The 20138-nt window shown below is 46.8% G+C and carries 12 protein-coding genes and 1 pseudogene; 7 read left to right on the top strand and 6 right to left on the bottom strand.

Features of this window, described 5'->3' with window-relative positions:
* Positions 1-164 precede the first annotated feature (164 nt).
* Positions 165-1238, top strand: a complete 1074-nt coding sequence (locus tag LO777_RS04800; RefSeq protein WP_228856411.1) for a hypothetical protein — start codon at positions 165-167, stop codon at positions 1236-1238.
* Between the two features lie 9 nt (positions 1239-1247).
* Positions 1248-3047: an excinuclease ABC subunit UvrC gene (uvrC, locus tag LO777_RS04795; RefSeq protein ID WP_228856410.1), complete on the top strand. Its 1800-nt coding sequence runs from the start codon at positions 1248-1250 to the stop codon at positions 3045-3047.
* Here the strand turns inward: uvrC and LO777_RS04790 are convergent.
* Positions 3028-5418 (bottom strand): acetate--CoA ligase family protein, encoded by a 2391-nt coding sequence (locus LO777_RS04790; protein ID WP_228856409.1) that lies wholly within the window; start codon positions 5416-5418, stop codon positions 3028-3030. The genes uvrC and LO777_RS04790 overlap by 20 nt on opposite strands.
* Positions 5419-5727: 309 nt before the next feature.
* On the opposite strand from LO777_RS04790, the gene amaB reads away from it, so the two are divergent.
* The 3 genes from amaB (at position 5728) to LO777_RS04775 (ending at position 9991) form a co-directional block, all read left to right on the top strand.
* A complete protein-coding gene (gene amaB / locus LO777_RS04785; RefSeq protein WP_228856408.1) occupies positions 5728-7263 on the top strand; it encodes an L-piperidine-6-carboxylate dehydrogenase in 1536 nt (511 codons plus the stop codon).
* Positions 7264-7318: 55 nt separating this feature from the next.
* Positions 7319-8629, top strand: coding sequence for an L-lysine 6-transaminase (gene lat / locus LO777_RS04780; protein ID WP_228856407.1), 1311 nt, complete (start codon positions 7319-7321; stop codon positions 8627-8629).
* Positions 8630-8812: 183 nt separating this feature from the next.
* Positions 8813-9991 (top strand): acyl-CoA dehydrogenase family protein, encoded by a 1179-nt coding sequence (locus LO777_RS04775; RefSeq protein ID WP_228856406.1) that lies wholly within the window; start codon positions 8813-8815, stop codon positions 9989-9991.
* Here LO777_RS04775 and LO777_RS04770 read toward each other — a convergent pair.
* Positions 9982-10743: a 16S rRNA (uracil(1498)-N(3))-methyltransferase gene (locus LO777_RS04770; protein ID WP_228856405.1), complete on the bottom strand. Its 762-nt coding sequence runs from the start codon at positions 10741-10743 to the stop codon at positions 9982-9984. The genes LO777_RS04775 and LO777_RS04770 overlap by 10 nt on opposite strands.
* 60 nt (positions 10744-10803) lie before the next feature.
* Between LO777_RS04770 and LO777_RS04765 the strand changes: the two genes are divergently transcribed.
* Together LO777_RS04765 and LO777_RS04760 are read left to right on the top strand one after the other, a co-directional pair.
* On the top strand, positions 10804-12069 hold the full coding sequence (locus tag LO777_RS04765) for a 3-deoxy-D-manno-octulosonic acid transferase (RefSeq protein ID WP_228856404.1): 1266 nt from the start codon (positions 10804-10806) through the stop codon (positions 12067-12069).
* Positions 12070-12181: 112 nt separating this feature from the next.
* On the top strand, positions 12182-14611 hold the full coding sequence (locus LO777_RS04760; protein ID WP_228856403.1) for a DNA internalization-related competence protein ComEC/Rec2: 2430 nt from the start codon (positions 12182-12184) through the stop codon (positions 14609-14611).
* Here LO777_RS04760 and LO777_RS04755 read toward each other — a convergent pair.
* The 4 genes and pseudogenes from LO777_RS04755 to selA all read right to left on the bottom strand — a co-directional run bounded on the left by LO777_RS04755 (position 14598) and on the right by selA (position 20104).
* Positions 14598-15679, bottom strand: a pseudogene (locus tag LO777_RS04755) (type IV pilus twitching motility protein PilT). The gene LO777_RS04760 and the pseudogene LO777_RS04755 overlap by 14 nt on opposite strands.
* Positions 15680-15825: 146 nt before the next feature.
* Positions 15826-16509, bottom strand: a complete 684-nt coding sequence (locus tag LO777_RS04750; protein ID WP_228856402.1) for an LOG family protein — start codon at positions 16507-16509, stop codon at positions 15826-15828.
* Entirely contained in the window at positions 16510-18699 is a 2190-nt protein-coding gene (locus LO777_RS04745; RefSeq protein ID WP_228856401.1) for a tetratricopeptide repeat-containing diguanylate cyclase, read from the bottom strand.
* Positions 18692-20104: an L-seryl-tRNA(Sec) selenium transferase gene (gene selA / locus LO777_RS04740; RefSeq protein ID WP_228856400.1), complete on the bottom strand. Its 1413-nt coding sequence runs from the start codon at positions 20102-20104 to the stop codon at positions 18692-18694. Before selA ends, LO777_RS04745 begins: the two co-directional genes overlap by 8 nt.
* Between the last annotated feature and the right edge of the window lie 34 nt (positions 20105-20138).

Here is a 20138-nt window from a genome sequence, read left to right as displayed (position 1 = left end):
GGTGTCGTGTAAGCGCAGGCGTACATATAGTACGTCGAGCATTACACGATCACCCCACAACGCAGTAGATCGGAGTTTTTACGAGTCCATCAACTTTCAGCCAAAACAGGTTCGCCGCCCCCACCTGTCCGGTATTGAAAGAAATTCTCTAAAGGAGGAAACAAATGATAAAATGTATACGACGATTATTTTTTGCATTTTACACGGTTGTACTGCGACTGCCTATCTGGGCTGTCATATGGCTTATAGGTCGTACCGGTGTTATTAAAACGGTTTTTGTAATCTATCCCCATGATCCGAAGGAATATGCTGATCTCTGCCCCAATATACGGATCTTTATTAATTTCCTCTCGGGACGTCCGGTCCCGGGCGGTTTTATTATGGATGGATTCAAACCCATAGGCATCTATTTCTATATTTCCAATACTCCCCAGGAGCTTGTCAAAAAGAAAAACAGACATCTGGCTGAAACAATTGTCCGCCGAATGCAATGGATTCAGAAAATATCCAGAGCTTCCGCTATTGGTTTTGCTGGACAACTTGGCCCCATCCTTGAGAGACGACACGGTATTGCCATGAAACCTCCTTTTTTTGCCAGTACAGCTGGAAATATCTTCAGTATTGATGATGCAGTTGCCCATCTCGCCAGAGTTTGTAAAGAGGGATCGAAACCATGGCAACTCTCAATTGCCATTCTCGGTGGTGGCGAACTGGGGGAAATGCTTGAAAACCATCTTGTTTCCCAGGGATATAACGTCAGCAACATTGACGTGAAATTCAAAAGAAGGGGGGGAGTGGAAATACGGGATATGGATACAGCCCGAAAGCAACTCAAAAAAATAGATTTTGTTATCAACCTCCTGCACACGGGAGAGGATTTTGTCCGTTGTGGCACAGGTGATCTTCTCCCCTCTTCGGCCCATGTTATAGATTTTTCACGACCGGCAATAGAACCGGAAAAACTCTGCTGCAGTACGTATATGGGTAATCGTGTTCAGCGTTCCGGCATGCGGTTTGTCTTTGCTCTTCCCGGCTGGCAGCAAAAAGAACTACCGGCATGTTCACTGCCGTCAATAATGGCTGCGCGTTTCGGCGTAATTGAGCAGGATCTGGCAAAATTCTGTACAGCCGCACGCCAGACAGCTTTCGGAACAGCACTTGCTTCTGAACCTCCGTTTTCCAAAAATACACCCGAGCCTATGCTGCCAAGACTTGAGTTATTGGAAAACGATCTGTAATACGCTGTTATGTTTCCTGAAAATGTGACAGAATCTGCACCCCATGCACCAGGTGTCTACCTGATGCTGGACAGCAGATCGACTGTTCTTTATGTGGGTAAAGCCAAGGATCTGTTCAAACGGCTCTCCTCTTATGCACGTTTTTCCGGAGCAGAACATAACAAAACTACAATAATGCTTTCCAGGGTGAAAAAGGTTGACACCATTATCACCTCAACAGAAAAAGAAGCACTTATTCTGGAAGCATCACTGATAAAAAAGCACAGACCGAAATACAATATCATACTCAGGGATGACAAGAACTATCCCTATATCCGTGTCACTGTTGAGGAAGAGTGGCCCAGGGTCATGATGGTGAGAAAAAAAAAACGGGACAACGCAAGGTATTTCGGTCCCTTTTCCTCATCGTCAGCCATGTGGGCCACTCTGAAACTGATCTCCACCCTCTTTCCCTTGCGAAACTGCAAGGGAAGCAGGCTGAAAAAAAGGAAACGTCCCTGCCTGAACAACCAGATAGGAAAATGTCTGGCTCCATGTACGGGCACTGCCGACAGAAAACTCTACCTTGAGCATGTCAACAATATTCTCCTCCTGCTGGAAGGTCGAAACAGAGATCTTACAGTACGGCTGAAAAAAAAGATGCTGTTGGCGGCAGACAGGCTGCAGTTTGAGAAAGCGGCGACACTGCGGGACCAGATATCGGCCCTTTCCCGTACACTCGAAAAACAGATCATCTCGGCCAGCCATTCCAGGGACCAGGATGTGTTCGGTTTTGCCCGGCAGGGAGCTGCTGTTACCATCGCTATTCTCTTTATCCGAAACGGGCTCCTCAACGGCTCCAGAACTTTTTTTATCAGTGACTCCTATGGAGATGACCAGTCAATTCTCGCCCAGGCCCTGACCCAGTTTTATGATATGGACGCAGTTCCGCCCGGAGAAATCCTCCTGCCCTTTTCTCCCGCCGACCTTCAACTCATCCAGGCCCATTTCCATGACAGGACTGGAAAAAAATCCATCCTGAAAATCCCGAAACGCGGCGATAATCTCAAACTGGTGGCCATGGCGGACACCAACGCCCGTCAACTCTTCGAGGAGAAGGAAAAAAAGGAAAAATCATGGCAGGGCCTCTGTAAAGCCATGGAGAAGAAACTTCACCTCAAACGAATACCGGAAAAAATTGAATGTCTGGACATCTCCAATATCGGTGGGAAACAGGCCGTCGGTTCCCTTGTTCATTTTCTAAAGGGAGAACCGGATAAAAGAAATTTCCGCCATTTCAGAATCAAAACAGTTGAAGGACCGGATGACTATGCCATGATGAGAGAAGTCTTGATGAGACGCCTGTCACGGGGAATCAAGGAAGACAATCTTCCTGATCTCTTCATGGTAGACGGAGGCCGTGGTCAGCTTGGCATGGCTCTGGCTGTAGCGGTAGAACTCGGCATCACTGAAGAACTGGACTGGATAGGTATTGCCAAGGAAAAAAAAGATGAAGGGGAAAAACTCTACAAACCCGGCAGAAAGAATCCCCTTCTCTTACGCTCCCATGACCCGGTCCTTCTCTATCTCATGAGAATTCGGGATGAATCCCACCGGTACGGGATAACATTCCACAGAAAACTGCGCAAAAAAGCAACCATCACCTCCGAACTTGACGCAATACCGGGTATCGGCGAAGCAAAAAAGAAAAGCCTCCTCCGCCATATGGGCAGTCTCAAACGGATTAAGACAGCTACAGTAGAGGAATTGCAGGAAGTAAAAGGTATCGGCACGGAACTGGCAAAAGAAATTAATTCCCACTTTCACTGAGGTCCTGCACTTCGAGCCGACCCTGCATATAGAGAGAAAGTGCAGCCACAGCCCTGTCGCATACAGGAAAAACAGGGACTCCCCGATCTGCGAGTGCATCCCGCAGGGGATCGTACAATCTTCCCCCGTCAACAACAGTGACAACCGGCTTCTCGCAGGAAGCTACCAGTCGCTCAATCCTGTTTCTGACAGCCTCTTCCTGATTCATATCATACTTACCTGCTCCAGGTCCTGCCAGGGTACAGGTTACCGGAGAAAGGGGATCAAGACTGATAACTATGCCGTCCACGCCTTCATCTTCTGCGACAACTCCGGCCACCAGGGCGTGAGTTTCATCATCTGCCATAGGGGTGATATCCAGGGGATTTGTCAAAGTAACAAGAGAAAAGAGTTTTTTCTCTTCCAGGAGATATGTGATCCTGGACCTGGTATTCTCACTAAACTCTGCAAGGTGCATATGAAACTCATCTGAATCGATCGAATCCGCCATTCCCACCGCCTCAAATCCGGCTCCACTGATTGCTGCCAGTCTGTTCCCATTAATTTTCTTGTCATGCAGGGTTTCCGCAAGAAAAAACAGATCCTGGAATTCCGTGAAATTCCTGGCGACAATAGCGCCCGCCTGATGCACACAATTCTCACAGACCATATAATCTCCGGCAAGGGAGGCAGTGTGTCCGCTGGTTGCAGCCTTACCCTCCTCCGTCCTGCCCGCCTTGTAAAAAATTACCGTCTTGCCGTTACAGACTGCCTGCCGAACCGCCCTGCAGAAAGAGAGACCATCCAGATCGGAAAACCCTTCAGCATAAATAGCGATCACGTCAACCTCTTCCCTGTCTTTGAAATAATGGACCATATCCCCCAATGTCAGATCGGTCTGATTGCCCATGGATATCATATATGCCGGATTAAGCTGGGGGCACTGGTGGCTGCGATGGAGCATGAAAGCACCACTCTGACTGATAAGCGCTGCCCGATGATATTTTCCCTCTCGTATCTTCGGTAATTTTTCTTCGGGAATAAACCAGGTATCATATCTTCCCGGCCTGGAGATAACACCCATGCAGTTTGCCCCGAGGAAAACCGGACCGTCAGCCCCATGGGATTCGTCAATCAGCCTGATCACTTCTCTGGCCCTTTCCCGACTTTCCTCGGTCTCACCGAGACCACCAGGAATCAGCATGACACTTCGGGCACAGCCAAGACGGGTCACCTCCTCCACCAGGCCGGGAACCTGTGGGGCTGCAATGGCCACGATCAATAGATCCAGTGGTTCCTCCAGATCAGCAAAAGACGCGACACATGATACGCCCCCTATCTCCTTTTCACCTTCCCGGATAATTACCACGTTTTCCTGCTGATAACCTTCCGCCAGAATATTATCGAGAATAATCCGACCAAAATTTCTGCGCAGGGAGGAAACACCGATAATGCCGATTTTCTCCGGATGCAGCAGACAGCCGATTTTTTCCACAGGCCTCGGTGAGGCCACAGTCGGCTGTGTGGTAAACCTGCACATACCATCAAGAGGTACCATGAGATAATCTGTAAAGGCAAAGGGATTGACTTCCAGTTCCTCGATCACATACGGGCTTTCCAGATTGGATGGAGAATAATAGTTGGCCATGCGGATAAAGGAATCAAAACATTCTATCAGTTGTTCATTGGTCACAACCCTTCGCTGGCCACGGGTCAGCCCCGTCAGTTTTTTATAGGCAATGGTTGGTTTAAACAGTTCAAAAAAGGAATGACCGTCATTCATTTCGGTCAGCGCCGCAACTATAGCCTGCCCTTTGCGAAACCGTTCCGCATACAGTTCAGCATCCGTTCCGCCGAGTCCTGCACTGATCACCATACCGAACTCCCGCGTGTGCCTCAGGCCTACAATCAGCTCATTACCGAAAGCCATGGAATCAGGTGGCATGAACTGGACGAGCAGAATACCCTTGAGATCAGCACTGATCGCCTCCTCCAGCTTATCACCGGACAGCTCCCGGTAACATGGGGGTGAGGCTTCTCTGTTATTATCTATCCACCCAGCGTAATTTTCTGGAACCTCGTAGAGCATCCTCCTGACAGCCGAGCGAATTTTTTCAGGTCTTTTGTCAATAATCCGGACTCCACCCACCTCAGTTTTATGTATAATATTGGGAGAGACAATTTTCAGAACGACTTTTTCTCCCGGAAGAGCCATCAGTTCCTCATCGGAAAAACGCGCTCCCCTTGGTAAAAAAATTGATTTCGGTGGTGTTTCCGCACCCGACCTTGAAAGCAACGAATACACTTCATATTCAAAAAGAAAACTTCTCCCCTCTCCATGGGCTCCATGCATGAGTTCCGTAATTCCTGCAAAATCAATTGAAAGATCCATCACATTCCCTGTTGCTCATTTGTCTTCATGCAATCCTGTTTCATCAGTCTGACCAGCATGGCCAGACCAAATGGATCAGCTGTTTATGCCCTTTGGTCGCAACGAAGCAATGAAAATCCGACTTCTCAGAAATACCTGCTGAGGCAGAATTTTCAGATAAACGACCACAGGACTCCCCCATCCTATTTGTTTTAAAATCTGTTATCAACACCTTATCTCTTTTATGGCTCTTGACTCCCCGGAGGTAAGATGCGATACTTAAAGAAACCAACACGTTGCTAATCATCCTTTCCCTGTTGAGGAGAAACAATGGACTTTCTTAAAACCCTCGGTATTGGTTCCAGCATACCTGGTTGCTCCAGCGGAAGAATCTGGCTTTCACGCAAGAAACGAAAAAAAATTCAGGCATATTCTCCCGTTGATGGTGAAATTTTTGCCAAGGTGTCTCGCGCTACAGCAAAAGATTATGATAAAATCGTAAAAACTGCCCAAAAGGCATTTGAGGAATGGCGAACAACCCCTGCCCCAGCCCGGGGCGAAATCATCAGGCAGATCGGGTTACAACTTCGTGATTTCAAACAGCCATTGGGCAAACTGATCTCCTATGAAACAGGAAAGCCGTTGCAGGAAGGTCTGGGCGAAGTTCAGGAACTGATAGACATCTGTGATTTCTGCGTTGGCCAGTCAAGAATGCTCTACGGCATGACAACAGTTTCAGAGCGGCCAAACCATCGCCTTTTTGAACAGTATCATCCACTGGGGCCAATCGCCATCATCACTGCCTTTAATTTTCCCATGGCCGTGTGGGGATGGAACGCCATGGTAGCAGCAGTCTGTGGCAATGTCTGCATCTGGAAACCTTCATCAAAAGCAGTTGTCTCGGCGGTTGCACTGCAGATGGTAATCTCCAGAGTACTTGGCAAGAATCATCTTCCCGAAGGCCTTTTTTCACTGGTTATCGGAAATGGAAAAAGTATTGGTGAAACAATACTGGAAGATCAGCGCATCCCCTTGGTATCATTCACAGGCTCCATTCCTGCCGGTCGCCATGTTTCTGAAAAAGTGGCCAGCCGCCTGGGCAAAACCATTCTTGAGCTCGGCGGCAATAATGCGATCATTCTCACAGAACATGCTGACCTGAAACTTGCCCTGCCGGCTATCGTTTTCGGGGCAATCGGCACATCTGGTCAACGCTGTACGACGACACGACGTCTTATCATTCATGAATCAATCTACCAGGACATAAAAAAGAGACTGGTAACTGCCTATAAAAGCCTGAAAACCGGTGACCCCCTCATAGAAAAAAATCACATGGGTCCGTTGATTGATAAAGGCGCAGTAAAAAATTTCCAGAAAGCTGTCAGGCTGATTAAAAAACAGGGCGGCTCAATCCTCTTCGGCGGGAACTGCCTCCCGAAGGGGAAAAAATTCCCTTCAGGATGCTATGTTGAACCAACTCTTGCCGAAGTCAGAAACGATATGGACATTGTTCAGGAAGAGACCTTTGCGCCCATCCTGTATCTTATGAAATACAAGGGGGATATTCATGAAGCAATTGCCATGAACAACGATGTGGCAATGGGACTCTCCTCTTCTATTTTCAGTACACACCATGGGCAGATTGAGACCTTCCTGAGTGCTGTAGGTTCGGATTGCGGCATAGCCAACGTCAATATCGGTACATCCGGGGCTGAAATCGGTGGCGCATTTGGTGGAGAAAAAGATACGGGTGGAGGAAGAGAGTCAGGTTCTGATGCCTGGAAAAACTATATGCGCAGGCAGACCGTTACTGTCAATTACGGTTCCGACCTGCCCCTCGCCCAGGGAATTCAATTCGATCTGTGAATAAACGAGCCACAAATAATATGCTGAATTGAAAAAAACCCGGAAAAGGAGATTCATGAACTCAGCAGATTCCATAAAAACACGTATTGGCAGACATCTTCTAGCCGATGGCATGGACATTATTGTCGACCTGGAAAAGTCAAAAGGATGCCGGCTTATCGACAAACGCAACGGAGACGAATACCTGGACTGCTTTTCCATGTTTGCCTCAATGGCTGTCGGTTTCAACCATGATGATCTTCTGGCACGCCAGGATCAACTGGGAAAAATTGCCATCCAGAAACCATCCAGTTCGGACATCTATTCCGAGCCGATGGCAGAGTTTATTGATACCTTTTCCTCCATTGCCATACCGGACTATCTCCCCCATCTTTTCCTTATCGAAGGTGGCGCTCTGGCTGTAGAAAACGCTTTAAAGACAGCTTTTGACTGGAAAATCAGGAAAAATTCTGCAAAAGGTATCAGGAAGGAAACAGGTACAAAAATCATTCATTTCCGCCAGGCCTTCCATGGTCGTTCGGGATATACCCTCTCCCTGACCAATACGGCCGATCCACGGAAAACTGCTCTTTTCCCTAAATTTGACTGGCCAAGAATCATCAATCCCAAACTCACCTTCCCCCTGGACACCACTTCACTTCTGGAGGTAAAAAAGCTTGAAAAGGAGGCACTTGATGCGATTTCCACTGTGATCGACCGGGAAGGAGCAGATATTGCCGGTCTTATCATTGAACCAATCCAGGGAGAAGGCGGAGATAATCATTTCAGAGATGAGTTTTTCCGTGCTTTACGCACTCTCTGTGACGAGAACGAAATTCTCCTCATCATGGATGAAGTTCAGACCGGGGTTGGCCTTACAGGAAAATTCTGGGCCCATGAACACTTTACTGTCCGCCCGGATATCCTCTGCTTTGGCAAGAAAACACAGGTCTGTGGTATTCTCGCTTCTGCAAGAATTGATGAGGTGGCAGACAATGTATTCCACGAACCGAGCAGAATCAACTCCACCTTTGGCGGCAATCTTATCGACATGGTCAGATGTTCCATCATCCTGAAAATAATCAGGAATAATAACCTGGTTGATAATGCCGAAAAAAGAGGTCGAGAACTTCTGAACGGCCTTAGAACCCTGTGCCTTGACTTTCCTGACCAGATGAGCAACGCCAGGGGACGCGGACTGATGTGTGCTTTTGACCTCGAAGATGGTAAAAAGCGTGACCGCTGCCTCGCACATCTTCTGAAAGAAAAAATACTGCTTGCGGGTTGTGGAGAAAAAAGTATACGATTCCGGCCTCATCTGATAATTTCCTGTGAAGAGGTTGAACAACTGCTCCAGGCTATCAGAAAAGTAATGAGAAAGAGCTGACCATTCGAATGGTGAGTGAACTGACATCTCGGTGTATGTACAATATCTTGAAACTTGAATCCTTTACTTTACATATGGGGAGTATTTCAAGATTTTTTTTAGTATAACGCCGAGACTGGACTGAAAGACCTTAAATCAACAGGCTCACAAATAGAGCCTGACAATAAAGGGAACATACTGTAAATGAGCACGATGAACGAACTGACAGACTACATGGGGTTCCAGGGATTACTGGACGATGAAGAAATTCTTGTCAGGCAGACCGCAAGGGAATTTGTCAACAAGGAGATCATTCCGATTATCGACGAATACGCCCAGGAAGAAAAATTCCCAGCTCACCTGGTACAGCCCATGGGAGAACTCGGTTTTCTCGGCCCCAACCTGCCCGAAAAATACGGCTGTGCCGGGCTCTCCAATGTGGGCTATGGCCTGCTTATGTACGAACTGGAACGGGGAGATTCCGCCCTGCGCAGTTTTGCGTCTGTCCAGGGTTCCCTGGTCATGTATCCGATATTTGCCTTTGGCAGTGATGCCCAGAAAGACTACTGGCTACCGAAAATGGCTGCCGGTGAGGCTGTCGGATGTTTTGGACTCACCGAACCCGACTTCGGCTCCAATCCTGGAGGAATGCGCACACGGGCTGAAAAAAACAAGGACGGCAGCTGGACCCTGAACGGAACAAAAATGTGGATCACCAATGGTTCCATCGCCGATGTTGCAGTTGTCTGGGCTGCGACAGACGACGGTGTACGTGGTTTTCTGATCAAGACCGATACACCCGGTTTTTCAACGGTTCGTATGAAGGGAAAATGGAGCCTGCGTGCCTCCGTCACCTCCGAGTTGATTCTTGAAAATGTTCGAGTCGACGAGGAGGAAAGCATACTCCCGAAAGTCAAGGGATTGAAAGGACCGCTGAGTTGCCTTACCCAGGCGCGGTACGGTATTGCCTGGGGAGCATTGGGTGCGGCCGACAACTGTTACCAGACAGCTCTGGAGTATTCCCTTTCCAGGGTACAGTTTGAAAAACCTATCGCCGCTTTTCAACTGCAGCAGAAAAAACTGGCGGAGATGGTCACGGAGCTGACCAAGGGACAGTTGCTCGCCCTGCAGCTTGGCCGCCTGAAGGATCGCAACGCATACAGCCCAGCCCAGGTTTCGATGGCAAAGATGAACAATGTCAAAATTGCCCTTGATATTGCCCATACGGCCCGGACCATGCTGGGTGCCAATGGCATAATGGGAGAATATCCGATCATGCGGCATGCCAACAACCTCGAATCTGTGTACACCTACGAGGGTACCCACGATATGCACACGCTGATCATTGGAGAAAAAGTGACGGGAATCGCGGCCTACCGTTGAATTGACAACTGTTCAAGCAACAGACTGATACGGGAATGAAGGGCAATCACCGCTGTATCAACCTTGAGAATCCGCTCACCAATGGAGCAGGGAGTAAAACCCTGCTCCAGGAATTTTTTTACCTCAAAGTCGACCCATCCCCCTTCAGGGCCAATGGCCAGAAGAACCCGTTCAGGAGTTATTTTTTCTGTAAACCCCTCTTGCAGGCTGCTTCCTCCATCGGGATGGGCCAGAAGCAGAGAACCATATTGTTCCCTGATATTTGGAAAAAAGTCTTCAATAAATGGTCTGAAATGACGGTGAACAACGACTTTCGGCACCCTTGTGGCTACAGCCTGTTCAAGACCATGGAGTAAATGAGGTAGAAATTCTTCCCCGCTTACAATAGATGATTTCCAGAAACTTTTTTCCACCCGGTTTGCCTGAATAAGATGGATAGTACCTACACCCATGGCACTCACCTGGCTCAATACTCTCTTCAGCATGATTGGCCGTGGCAGGGCAAGGACCAGGTCTATCGGAGAAGCCCTGTCCATATCCTCGAAAATTTCCACCTGCAGCTCTACAGAAAAAGGAAATTTTCTTTTCAAGTCAAGAATCTTTGCTTTTCCTCTGCCACCGTTTATAATACCAAACCTGACAATATCCCCCGGCCCTGAACGAAGAACTTTGACAATATGCTCAGCCCTGTGATCACTCAGGCGAATACGGCTGGCTGTTATTTCCTCAGGTGAGGCCAGGATAATATTCATAATGTGTTTTCATGACGCTTTTGCCGCCCGTGCTTCGTGAAGCGGGAGACTGCGAAAAAAATGTTCATACTCTACTGCTTATTGCAGCTTTTCTTTCTACCTGTATTGCTGCTGTTAATCATTCCGGCCATGGCAATCCCCAAATACAGGGGACGCATACCAGCCCGCCTCGGAGCGGGTCTGTCGGCGATTATCCCTGCGTCAGCAGCAAGTCAAAAAACCATCTGGGTCCATGCCCTTTCAGTAGGAGAAGTCACCTCGGCAATCCCTCTCCTCGAGGGATTACGCAGAGACCATCCCCGACACAGGATTGTTTTTTCCATTGCAACCCGCTCCGGGCATACAATCGCCCGTAAGCTGGCAGCCAACCTCGTTGATTATATTATTCCCTCGCCCATAGATCTCCTGCCGGTCGTTATGCTTTTTGTCCATCGCATCCGACCAATGCTGTTCATCCTGGTGGAGACCGATTTCTGGCCCGGGCTTCTCGGTTATCTGCGTCTGAAAAACATTCCTGCAGTTCTGGTCAACGGCAGGATATCAGAAAAGTCGATGAAAGGATACTACCGATTCCGCTTTTTCTTCCGCCCACTTTTTCGCTCTTTTCGCTACCTCTTCATGCAGACCGAATTCGATGCCAAAGCCATGAATACACTAGGAGTTGGAGAGAAATGTATCAAAACAGCCGGTAACCTCAAATTTGACACGAACATCCTGAATAATTCAGCAGCAAACGAATTACACTCCCTCTTTCCTTCCGAAAAAACACTGCTCATTGCGGGATCAACCCATCCCGGCGAAGAGGAAGTGCTTTTTCAGGTCTTTAAAACTCTACGCCACAGTTTTCCACATCTCTTATTGATCGTCGCTCCGCGAAATCCAAATCGAAAAGAGGAAATATGTTCCCTCGCGGAATCATTGGACCTGGATATTGAATGCAGAACTTCCATGAACAGTTCCCGCTCACCCATTTTTCTGCTTGATACCATTGGAGAACTCATCAATTTTTATTCGCTCTCCCATATTGCTTTTATTGGTGGCAGCCTTGTCAATTACGGGGGGCACAACCCTGTGGAACCGGCCCTTTTCGGGATTCCTGTTCTTTTTGGTCCATATATGAGCGACTTTCATGAAATTGCCCTCTCCCTGCTACGGGCAGGTGGAGGACTACAAGTGAAGGACGGGAATGAACTACAACAATCCCTTGAATCATTTCTTGCCTCAGACAGGAAACGAGAAAAATATGGATTTGCCGCTCAGCAATGTATTCAACAGCAACGCGGTGTTATCAACAACCATATGGAAATATTAAATAAACTAATGTGAACCGTCTTCTCCCCTTTTCTCGTATCATCTGCTGCCCTCAGTGACTCTGGCCTTTGTCCTGGGCATAACCTCCACTTTATTTATTGAACACCTTCCCCCGGAAAGTTTCCCCATGAAGGGCGTTCTTATCCTTTTTCTTTTTCTGATTGCCAGTGTTCATTTTCGAAACCGTAACAGATCGGTGTACTGGCTGATGCTCATCCTTTTTTTCGGCCTGGGCCTGCTGCAGGCCTCACAACAATTACATCATCCGGCTAATCCAGATAATATTTACAACCGGATTAAGGAAAAAAGTGAAGCCATTCTTGTGGGAACCCTGCACGCCATGCCTGAATACAACGAGCATGGAGATACCACCAGGATTACAGTTTCATTACATTCCCTCCAATTTCAAAAACAGCGGTTTTTCACACCAGCCACTGGACGCGTCCTCCTGAGACTTTCCGGAAAATGGCCGCAGAACATCTTTCCCGGAGACATGCTGGCCATTCGAGCCGAGTTGAAACGACCACAGAGCTACCTTTCGCCCGGCAGTTTTGATTACAGCCGATATCTTGCGAGAAAAAATATCTGGATTACGGGAGTAATACGCAACCCGCTTTTTGTCCAAAAACTGGCAAACAAAAAAGGGATTACCGAAAAAATAAAGTATTTTCCGGAAAATTTGAGACAGGCCATCGCCGAAAAAATCAAACGGACAGTTGCTCCGAATCTTGAAGGACTCTACCGGGCCATTCTTCTCGGTGACCGATCAGGGGTGGATAATACTCTGCAGGAACAGTTCAAAGCAGCCGGTGTCATGCATATTCTGGCTATTTCCGGCATTCATATGGGAATCCTGGGAGCACTGCTCTTCTTCCTTTTCCATCATGCCTTGAAAAGGTCTGAAACTCTTCTGCTCAAATTGAGAATAAAAAAAACAGCAGCTCTTTTATCCCTGCCGGTTCTACTCCTGTACTCATCAATTACAGGACTCAATGCACCGGTTGTCCGGGCTGTGATCATGAGTTCAATAGTTCTTGCGGCTCTCTGTATCGATCGAAAGAAATCTTCACCCGAGCTCCTCTGCAGTGCCGCACTGGCTATTCTGATCTATTCTCCTCTTCAGCTGTTCACAGCTTCTTTCCAGCTCTCCTTTGCAGCGGTTGCAGCCATCCTCTTTATCCTTCCCTGCCTGAGAAGAATTATTTCATCTTCCTGGGAAATGGAACATCCACAGAGCTTCATGGCCGTAACCGGAGCATGGCTTGTCTCATCCATGCTGGTTTCACTGGTTGCCTTTCTGGCAACTGCACCAATATCGCTCTATTATTTTAACAGGGTATCCCTTGTCGGACCCGTTGCAAATCTTGTGATAGAACCCCTGATCTGCCTTTGGGGCCTTCTGTTTGGTTTCCTTTCTCTCCCCTTTCTCTTCATCCTGCCACCATTGGGAGAATTTTTGCTGCAGACAGGCAGCCACGGTCTGGCTGCAGCTATTCAATGTGTACAGTTTTTTGCTGCTTTACCATTTTCAGATGTCTTCCTGCCAACACCACCTGTCCCCCTGATCCTGTTCTACTATTTTTTTCTGACCATGTCAGTCATCTCCAGAAAGTTGCAGATGAAAATGTCTATACCTGCCCTTGGCGTCATCTGTACCCTTCTCTTCTATCTTGTTTCCTCTCTTTTTGACATCAAATTAACTGAGAGAAAATTCTCAATCTCTTTTCTCGATGTAGGTCAGGGAAGTGCCGCGTTTATCACCCTCCCGTCAGGATACAGACTGCTTATCGATGGAGGCGGCTCATCGTATATCTCTCCTTCGGTGGGAAGAAGAGTTATTGCTCCGTATCTCTGGCAAAAAGGTATCTCCAAAATCGATGCAGTCATTGTCACCCACCCGGATGCAGACCATTACAATGGCTTGCCGTTTATCGTAGAACATTTTTCTCCATCCATTATTTGGGTAAACACTTATTCAGGGCACGACCCTTTTTTCGCACGATTTCTGGAGAAAGCACGAGCAAAGGGAATAATGACAAAGCTGGCGAAAAATGGTGCATTTCTTGAACAGACCAGAAAGATAAGGTGTATTGCCAATACAACATCCTGGCCGGGAGACAGAAAAGGAGAAAATAATGGCCTGGTCATAAAGGTTGCCGGAAAAAATTTCTCTGCTCTTTTTCCCGGTGATATAGAAAAGAAAACAGAATACTCCCTTCTGGACCAACACTTCCCCCTGCACAGCGATATTCTTCTTTCACCCCATCACGGATCGGCAACATCCAATTCCGAGCAGTTTCTCAGGAAGATCAGTCCCCGAATCATGGTTGTATCCGCCGGTAAAACGAGGAAAAAATATTTTCCATTTCCAGGATTGCAGCTACTCTGCCAAAAAAACAACATCACTATGCTGACCACAGCCCACTACGGAACCATCGAAATAATCGATGGTGATGACGGTTACGCCCTGTTCGGACATCACGTAAGGGAGGGGAATCCATTACTTGGAATAAAACGATATCTGATCAGAAGAGAAACAGCGGCTACACTTCGGTAAAATCCGATGGGGGTTTTCGCAGGAATTTAACAAATTTCGCCTTTTCTACAGCATTGGAATAGGCATCGTCCGCACTGATCATCTTCTTCTGCAAATACTCCATGATAGCATCATCCAGGGTCTGCATACCGTATTTTTTCCCAGTCTGCATGGTGGAGAGTATCTGGAATGTTTTAGAGTCCCTGATAAGGTTTCTAACAGCCGGTGTTGCAATGAGGATTTCCAGGGCAGCACATCTGCCCTTGATATCAACCCGTTTAAAAAGGGTCTGGGACACCACCGCTTTCAAGGCATCTGAAAGTGTGGATCTGACCTGACCCTGCTGGTTGGCCGGAAAGATTTCAATTATACGGTCAACGGTTTTCATGGCGTTGATAGTGTGCAGGGTTCCGAAAACCAGGTGACCGGTCATAGCCGCTTCCATTGCCAGGGAAATCGTTTCCAGATCACGCAATTCACCAACCATTATGATATCAGGATCCTCACGCAAAGCCCCCCGCAACGCTGAAGAAAAACTTTTGGTATGAGTTCCGACTTCCCTGTGATTGATAATGCATTTCTGACTTCTGTGAACAAATTCTATGGGATCCTCAATGGTAAGAATATGATCTTTCCTGGTCTTGTTGGCCTCATCCACTATGGCGGCAAGGGTTGTGGACTTTCCTGAACCTGTCGGCCCTGTGACCAGAACAAGTCCTTTCGGCAGATGAGCGAGACGGGCAATGACCTTTGGTAGTCCCAGCTGATCACAGGTCATTATTTCACTGGGAATCTCCCGAAAAACAGCTCCGACACCATATTTCTGTTGAAAAAAGTTACACCTGTATCGAGCCAGGCCGGGGATTTCATAACCAAAATCAACGTCACCTGTTTCCTCAAAAACCTTGATTTTTTCCTCGGGACAAATCTCATACAACATGGCCCGGAGCTCATCATTGCCCAGTTTTTTGAATTTGACCCGCTCCATATCTCCCGAATACGGAGCAGAGGCTGCTGTTCGGCAACCATATGCAGATCGGAAGCACCTTCATCATTCATCAATTTAAAAAAACCATCAATCTGGGCCATAATTTTCCTCAAATATAACTATTTAAACAAACTCCTTTTTTTCCAGCCTTGATTGTAGCATAACAAAAAAAGATAGCAAAGATTCTTTCTGTTATTTTTCAGCCAGTGCGCACCTGCAACCTGTCAGGTAATTTTTAAAAAGGTTTTTATGCAGCAATAGTTTTCTGAAAATAATTCACGATTTCATCAACATCATCCATCACTTTAAAAAGGAACTTGTCTTTCTCACTTATATTGCCGCACCCAAGCAGTTGCTCTTCAATCCAGTCAACCAGTCCCTTCCAGAACTTGCTGCCAACCAGAACAATTGGAAACGGTTTAATTCTTTCTGTCTGGATAAGTGTCAGGGACTCAAAAAGTTCATCCAGAGAACCAAAGCCGCCGGGCATACAGATGAACCCCATGGAATATTTCATGAACATCACTTTGCGAACAAAGAAATATTTAAAATTTAACTCAAAATTGGAATATGGATTAGGTCGTTGTTCATGGGGTAGATTTATATTCAGCCCCACGGACACTCCTCCTGCTTCAGCAGCTCCTTTGTTGGCAGCCTCCATGATACCCGGCCCACCACCGGTGATAATGCCATAACCGCTTTTTACCAGTTCGCCCGCAATCTGATCAGCCAGCTGATAATATTTGTTTTCCGGCGGAGTTCGAGCCGATCCATAAATTGTAACAGCAGGAACGTCAATAGCCGACATGGCATCAAAACCGTCAACAAATTCGGACATTATTCTGAACATCCGCCATGAATCTCCGATTACGGAATTATCCAGACAATACTTATGTTCTCTTCTCACCTTTCTTCTCTCTTTTCTTTCCATTTATTGTCCCTCATTCAATTGATTCTGAATCACTGCTGATCCAGGAGCTCTCCCTGAGAGGTTACGGGATAACACAGCATATTCTTTAAACTTCTTTCCTTCCTGCTCAGCGATTTTATTCAACCAGTTACGGGCTCTTTTTTCATGACCAAGCTCACAACAGCATCTGGCAAGAAGTAATCGGGCTTCAACCTGAAATTGTTTATCTTTCAGACAGAGCCTGAGTACATCCATGGCCTCATAAAATAATCCACAATGAATCTGAATCCTGGCCAGCACTATACGATATCCAGGCAGATCCGGACAGAGTTCCACACTTTTTCGACAGAGAGAAAGAGCCACCTCCGCCCCCTCTCCATTTTCAAAATAGACTTCGCCGAGAAGATTCATGGCCCGGTGATCAAACTCATTGATCCGAAGAGCTCTCTGCAGCCACATCATGGCCTCGGAAGCAAAGCCAAGTCCGCAATAACATAACCCGATATGGTACACAATTCGATCTGCCCGGCAAGTCCCGGAAAACAAGTCGTAGAGAGGAAGGAGGAAATCCAGCCCCACCTGATAATCACCGGTTTCCGAAGAAAGAACACCAATTCGAAAACTCAGATCCTCCCGGACAGACGCATTCAGGTTCTCATCAATCCCACATTCCAGAGACTGCCTGAAAAAGGAGATAGCTTTTTCTTTTCTTCCCCTTTCAAGTTCTCCCAAACCAAGATTGTACAAGGCCATAAAATTGTCCGCATCCAGCTCTAATCCATTTTTAAAACATTCTTCAGCCTGTTTATGTCTGTTCATCAGAGCATAGGCTACTCCCAGGCTGTTATACAGGTTTATATTTTCAGCATCACATAACAACCCTCTTTTATACTCCTTTACCGCCTGTACAAGATCTCCGTCTCCAAAAAAAATATCACCACTGATATTCAGGCTGACGGCGTCAAAAAAAACCGCAGAACTATTGCCATAGAAAGAGGCATGCTCCAATGCTTTCAGGCAGTTATAGGGTATTTCCGCTTTCTTGAAATCAGCATAAGGAAAACCGCATATTCCGGCGGAAACAGTGTTGCCGTCTTTCTTTTTCCTGTAACTTTCCAGTATATTTTCAGTCCATTGCAATACCTGGACATCACTTTCACCGTCAAGATAAACCAGTAGATCATTACCGACAGGAATAGACTCACCCCTGTCCACCAGTGCCCGTATATCATTGACAATCGAAAATTGTTTTTCATCACTGCGGAAATGTACAAGAAAAAACTTTTCAGACTGTCGCCACAAGCGCCTGAGTTTTCGTAAAAGTCTTTCCTGTGGACGAACCAGAGGATGAGCTTCCGGATGGGCCAGTAGATCAAAATCGCAAAAACCATACGGTCCACGTTTTTTGGCAACCTGAAGGGCTGTCCATGCCTCATCGAGAAAAATTCTCCCCTTTTTCTCTCCACTGTTTCCTCTCGTTGAACAGGTTGTACCAATATGAACTTTTTTAACCCCCTCCCTTTTCAGGTAAGCCACAAGTGAAGCGGTCAGACATGTGTTCCCGCTCTCGCGGTGACGATCGGAAACAATTGCAAAAATGGAGTTGCCGAGATGGTGCAGAATTGCTCCCTCAGGAACAGAAGTTCGTAAAATCTCTACGCACCTCTGCAAATGACGACTCGCCGCCTGGAAGGTCATACTTCTTCCTGGAATTTCAACAACAAGCAGCTGAATATTTCGAGCAGAAGAAAAGGTATCAAGAAGAGAGTAGAGATTTGACAGATTGAACAACCCGGTCAGATCGTCAATCCGGGCCTGTTTCAGTAGCAGAAAACTGCGCTTGGCCTCCCGCCTGACATCAAACAGCCAGTCCTCTGTAACCCGCCGCATAAAAAGCGGATCGAGCCTTGAAAACACAGCCAGGATAACACTTTGATCTGACAGGAGAAAAGGGAGAAAAAGAAAATTTTCAACCTTGCCGACCCGACGACCATCCTCTACAACCAGCTGAAACGTTCCAACAAGCTCATTTATGGATGATTCATCAGAAAACTGTTCTTTTAACTGCCTTTCATCGGCAATAAAATCCAGGTGTTCCGCAGGTGCAACCTTTTCAAGAAGGATATCTGTGAAAGCCTTTGAAAATCTAAGGAAATCTCTTTTAACCAGTGCCTGATTACCTGAGGCCAATGGGAATTTTTTTTTAATCACTCTTTTCCCCGTCCTTAAAAAAAACCTCGAGCTGTCCGACAAGATCAACAACTTCATGATCGCCTACAGTGCGAATATCAAGAAGAAAATGTTCGTTTTCTATTCTTCCGATTACAGGGATTTCAAGATCGCGCAGTCTCTTTTCAAGAGAGCTGAGCTTCATTTTTTCGGGAACCAGCTCCACGGCCCAGGAAGGAATACTGTATTCGGGAAGTGCCCCACCCCCAACCCGGCTGACAGTTGACACAATTTTGAAGTCACACCCTGCCTGAACAGTTTTTTTCAAACGACGCTGAATTCGCAAGGCTCTTTTTTTCAACTCTCTGTTTTCAATCGTCAGCATGGCCAGTGTCGGTATTTTTGCCAGAGCATTTTCTGTGTCATAGTATTCACGCAGAACACTTTCTAGTGACGAAAGGGTAAACTTATCAATTCGCAGTGCTCTGTTCAGTGGGTTTTCCTTTATTTTCTGAATAACTTCACTGCACCCGACTATAATCCCGGCCTGAGGGCCACCCAGCAGTTTATCTCCGCTGAAAGTTACAACGTCCACGCCGGCTTTTACTATTTCCTGAACTGTCGGTTCCTTTGGAAAACCGTACCTGGAAAGGTCAACAAGACATCCGCTACCAAGATCTTCCATGGTAAAAAGATTCTTTTTTCCTGCCAGTTCAACCATTTCTTCAGCCGACACATCCGACGTGAAACCGATAATTCTGAAATTTGAGGTATGCACGCGAAGCAATAGAGCGGTCTCGGGTGTTATGGCATTTTCATAATCACGAAGATGTGTTCTGTTGGTTGCCCCAACTTCCACAAGACTTGCCCCGCTTTTTTTCATGACATCAGGTATCCTGAAAGATCCTCCTATTTCCACGAGCTGCCCTCGGGATACAATGACCTCACGATCTTTTGCCAGGGTATCAAGAGCCAGGAGAACTGCAGCCGCATTATTGTTAACAACTATTGCAGCTTCAGCTCCGGTAAGATCACAGATCAGCTCCTCGACCAGACTGTACCTGCTGCCACGTTTTCCACTTTGAAGATCAAATTCGAGATTTGAGTAAAATCCTCCAGCCCTGGTCAGACTCTCTGTACACTGCCTCGACAGGATAGACCTTCCAAGGTTAGTATGAACTACAACACCTGTACCATTAATTATGCGCTTCAGGTTTGGATCCTGTTTTTTCCTTATATTTCTTTTCACCAACTCAAGCCATTCCTCCAGACTTCTACTGGGGACATTACCGCCAGCCAGAATGGTTTCTCTTTCCCTCTCAATTGTCCTGCGAATGACAATTTTAGCTAAACGCCTGGGTGTCGAAAAATTTTCAGAACTCTCCAGGTGAGAAAGAATGACATCCACTTTCGGAAGGGTTGCTAATAATTTTTGATTTGAATTCATTTGTTTTTTACTTTTTTATTATGCTATAATTACT

Source organism: Desulfomarina profundi (assembly GCF_019703855.1).
Classification (GTDB): Bacteria; Desulfobacterota; Desulfobulbia; order Desulfobulbales; family Desulfocapsaceae; genus Desulfomarina; species Desulfomarina profundi.
This window is presented reverse-complemented; position numbering and strand designations above follow the sequence as displayed.

What these genes read in the sequence shown, in the direction of transcription:
- LO777_RS04800 (WP_228856411.1), top strand. Translation starts at nt 165, where the DNA reads ATGATAAAATGTATACGACGATTATTTTTTGCATTTTACACGGTTGTA.
- uvrC (WP_228856410.1), top strand. Translation starts at nt 1,248, where the DNA reads ATGTTTCCTGAAAATGTGACAGAATCTGCACCCCATGCACCAGGTGTC.
- LO777_RS04790 (WP_228856409.1), bottom strand. Translation starts at nt 5,418, where the DNA reads ATGGATCTTTCAATTGATTTTGCAGGAATTACGGAACTCATGCATGGA.
- amaB (WP_228856408.1), top strand. Translation starts at nt 5,728, where the DNA reads ATGGACTTTCTTAAAACCCTCGGTATTGGTTCCAGCATACCTGGTTGC.
- lat (WP_228856407.1), top strand. Translation starts at nt 7,319, where the DNA reads ATGAACTCAGCAGATTCCATAAAAACACGTATTGGCAGACATCTTCTA.
- LO777_RS04775 (WP_228856406.1), top strand. Translation starts at nt 8,813, where the DNA reads ATGAGCACGATGAACGAACTGACAGACTACATGGGGTTCCAGGGATTA.
- LO777_RS04770 (WP_228856405.1), bottom strand. Translation starts at nt 10,743, where the DNA reads ATGAATATTATCCTGGCCTCACCTGAGGAAATAACAGCCAGCCGTATT.
- LO777_RS04765 (WP_228856404.1), top strand. Translation starts at nt 10,804, where the DNA reads ATGTTCATACTCTACTGCTTATTGCAGCTTTTCTTTCTACCTGTATTG.
- LO777_RS04760 (WP_228856403.1), top strand. Translation starts at nt 12,182, where the DNA reads ATGAAGGGCGTTCTTATCCTTTTTCTTTTTCTGATTGCCAGTGTTCAT.
- LO777_RS04750 (WP_228856402.1), bottom strand. Translation starts at nt 16,509, where the DNA reads ATGGAAAGAAAAGAGAGAAGAAAGGTGAGAAGAGAACATAAGTATTGT.
- selA (WP_228856400.1), bottom strand. Translation starts at nt 20,104, where the DNA reads ATGAATTCAAATCAAAAATTATTAGCAACCCTTCCGAAAGTGGATGTC.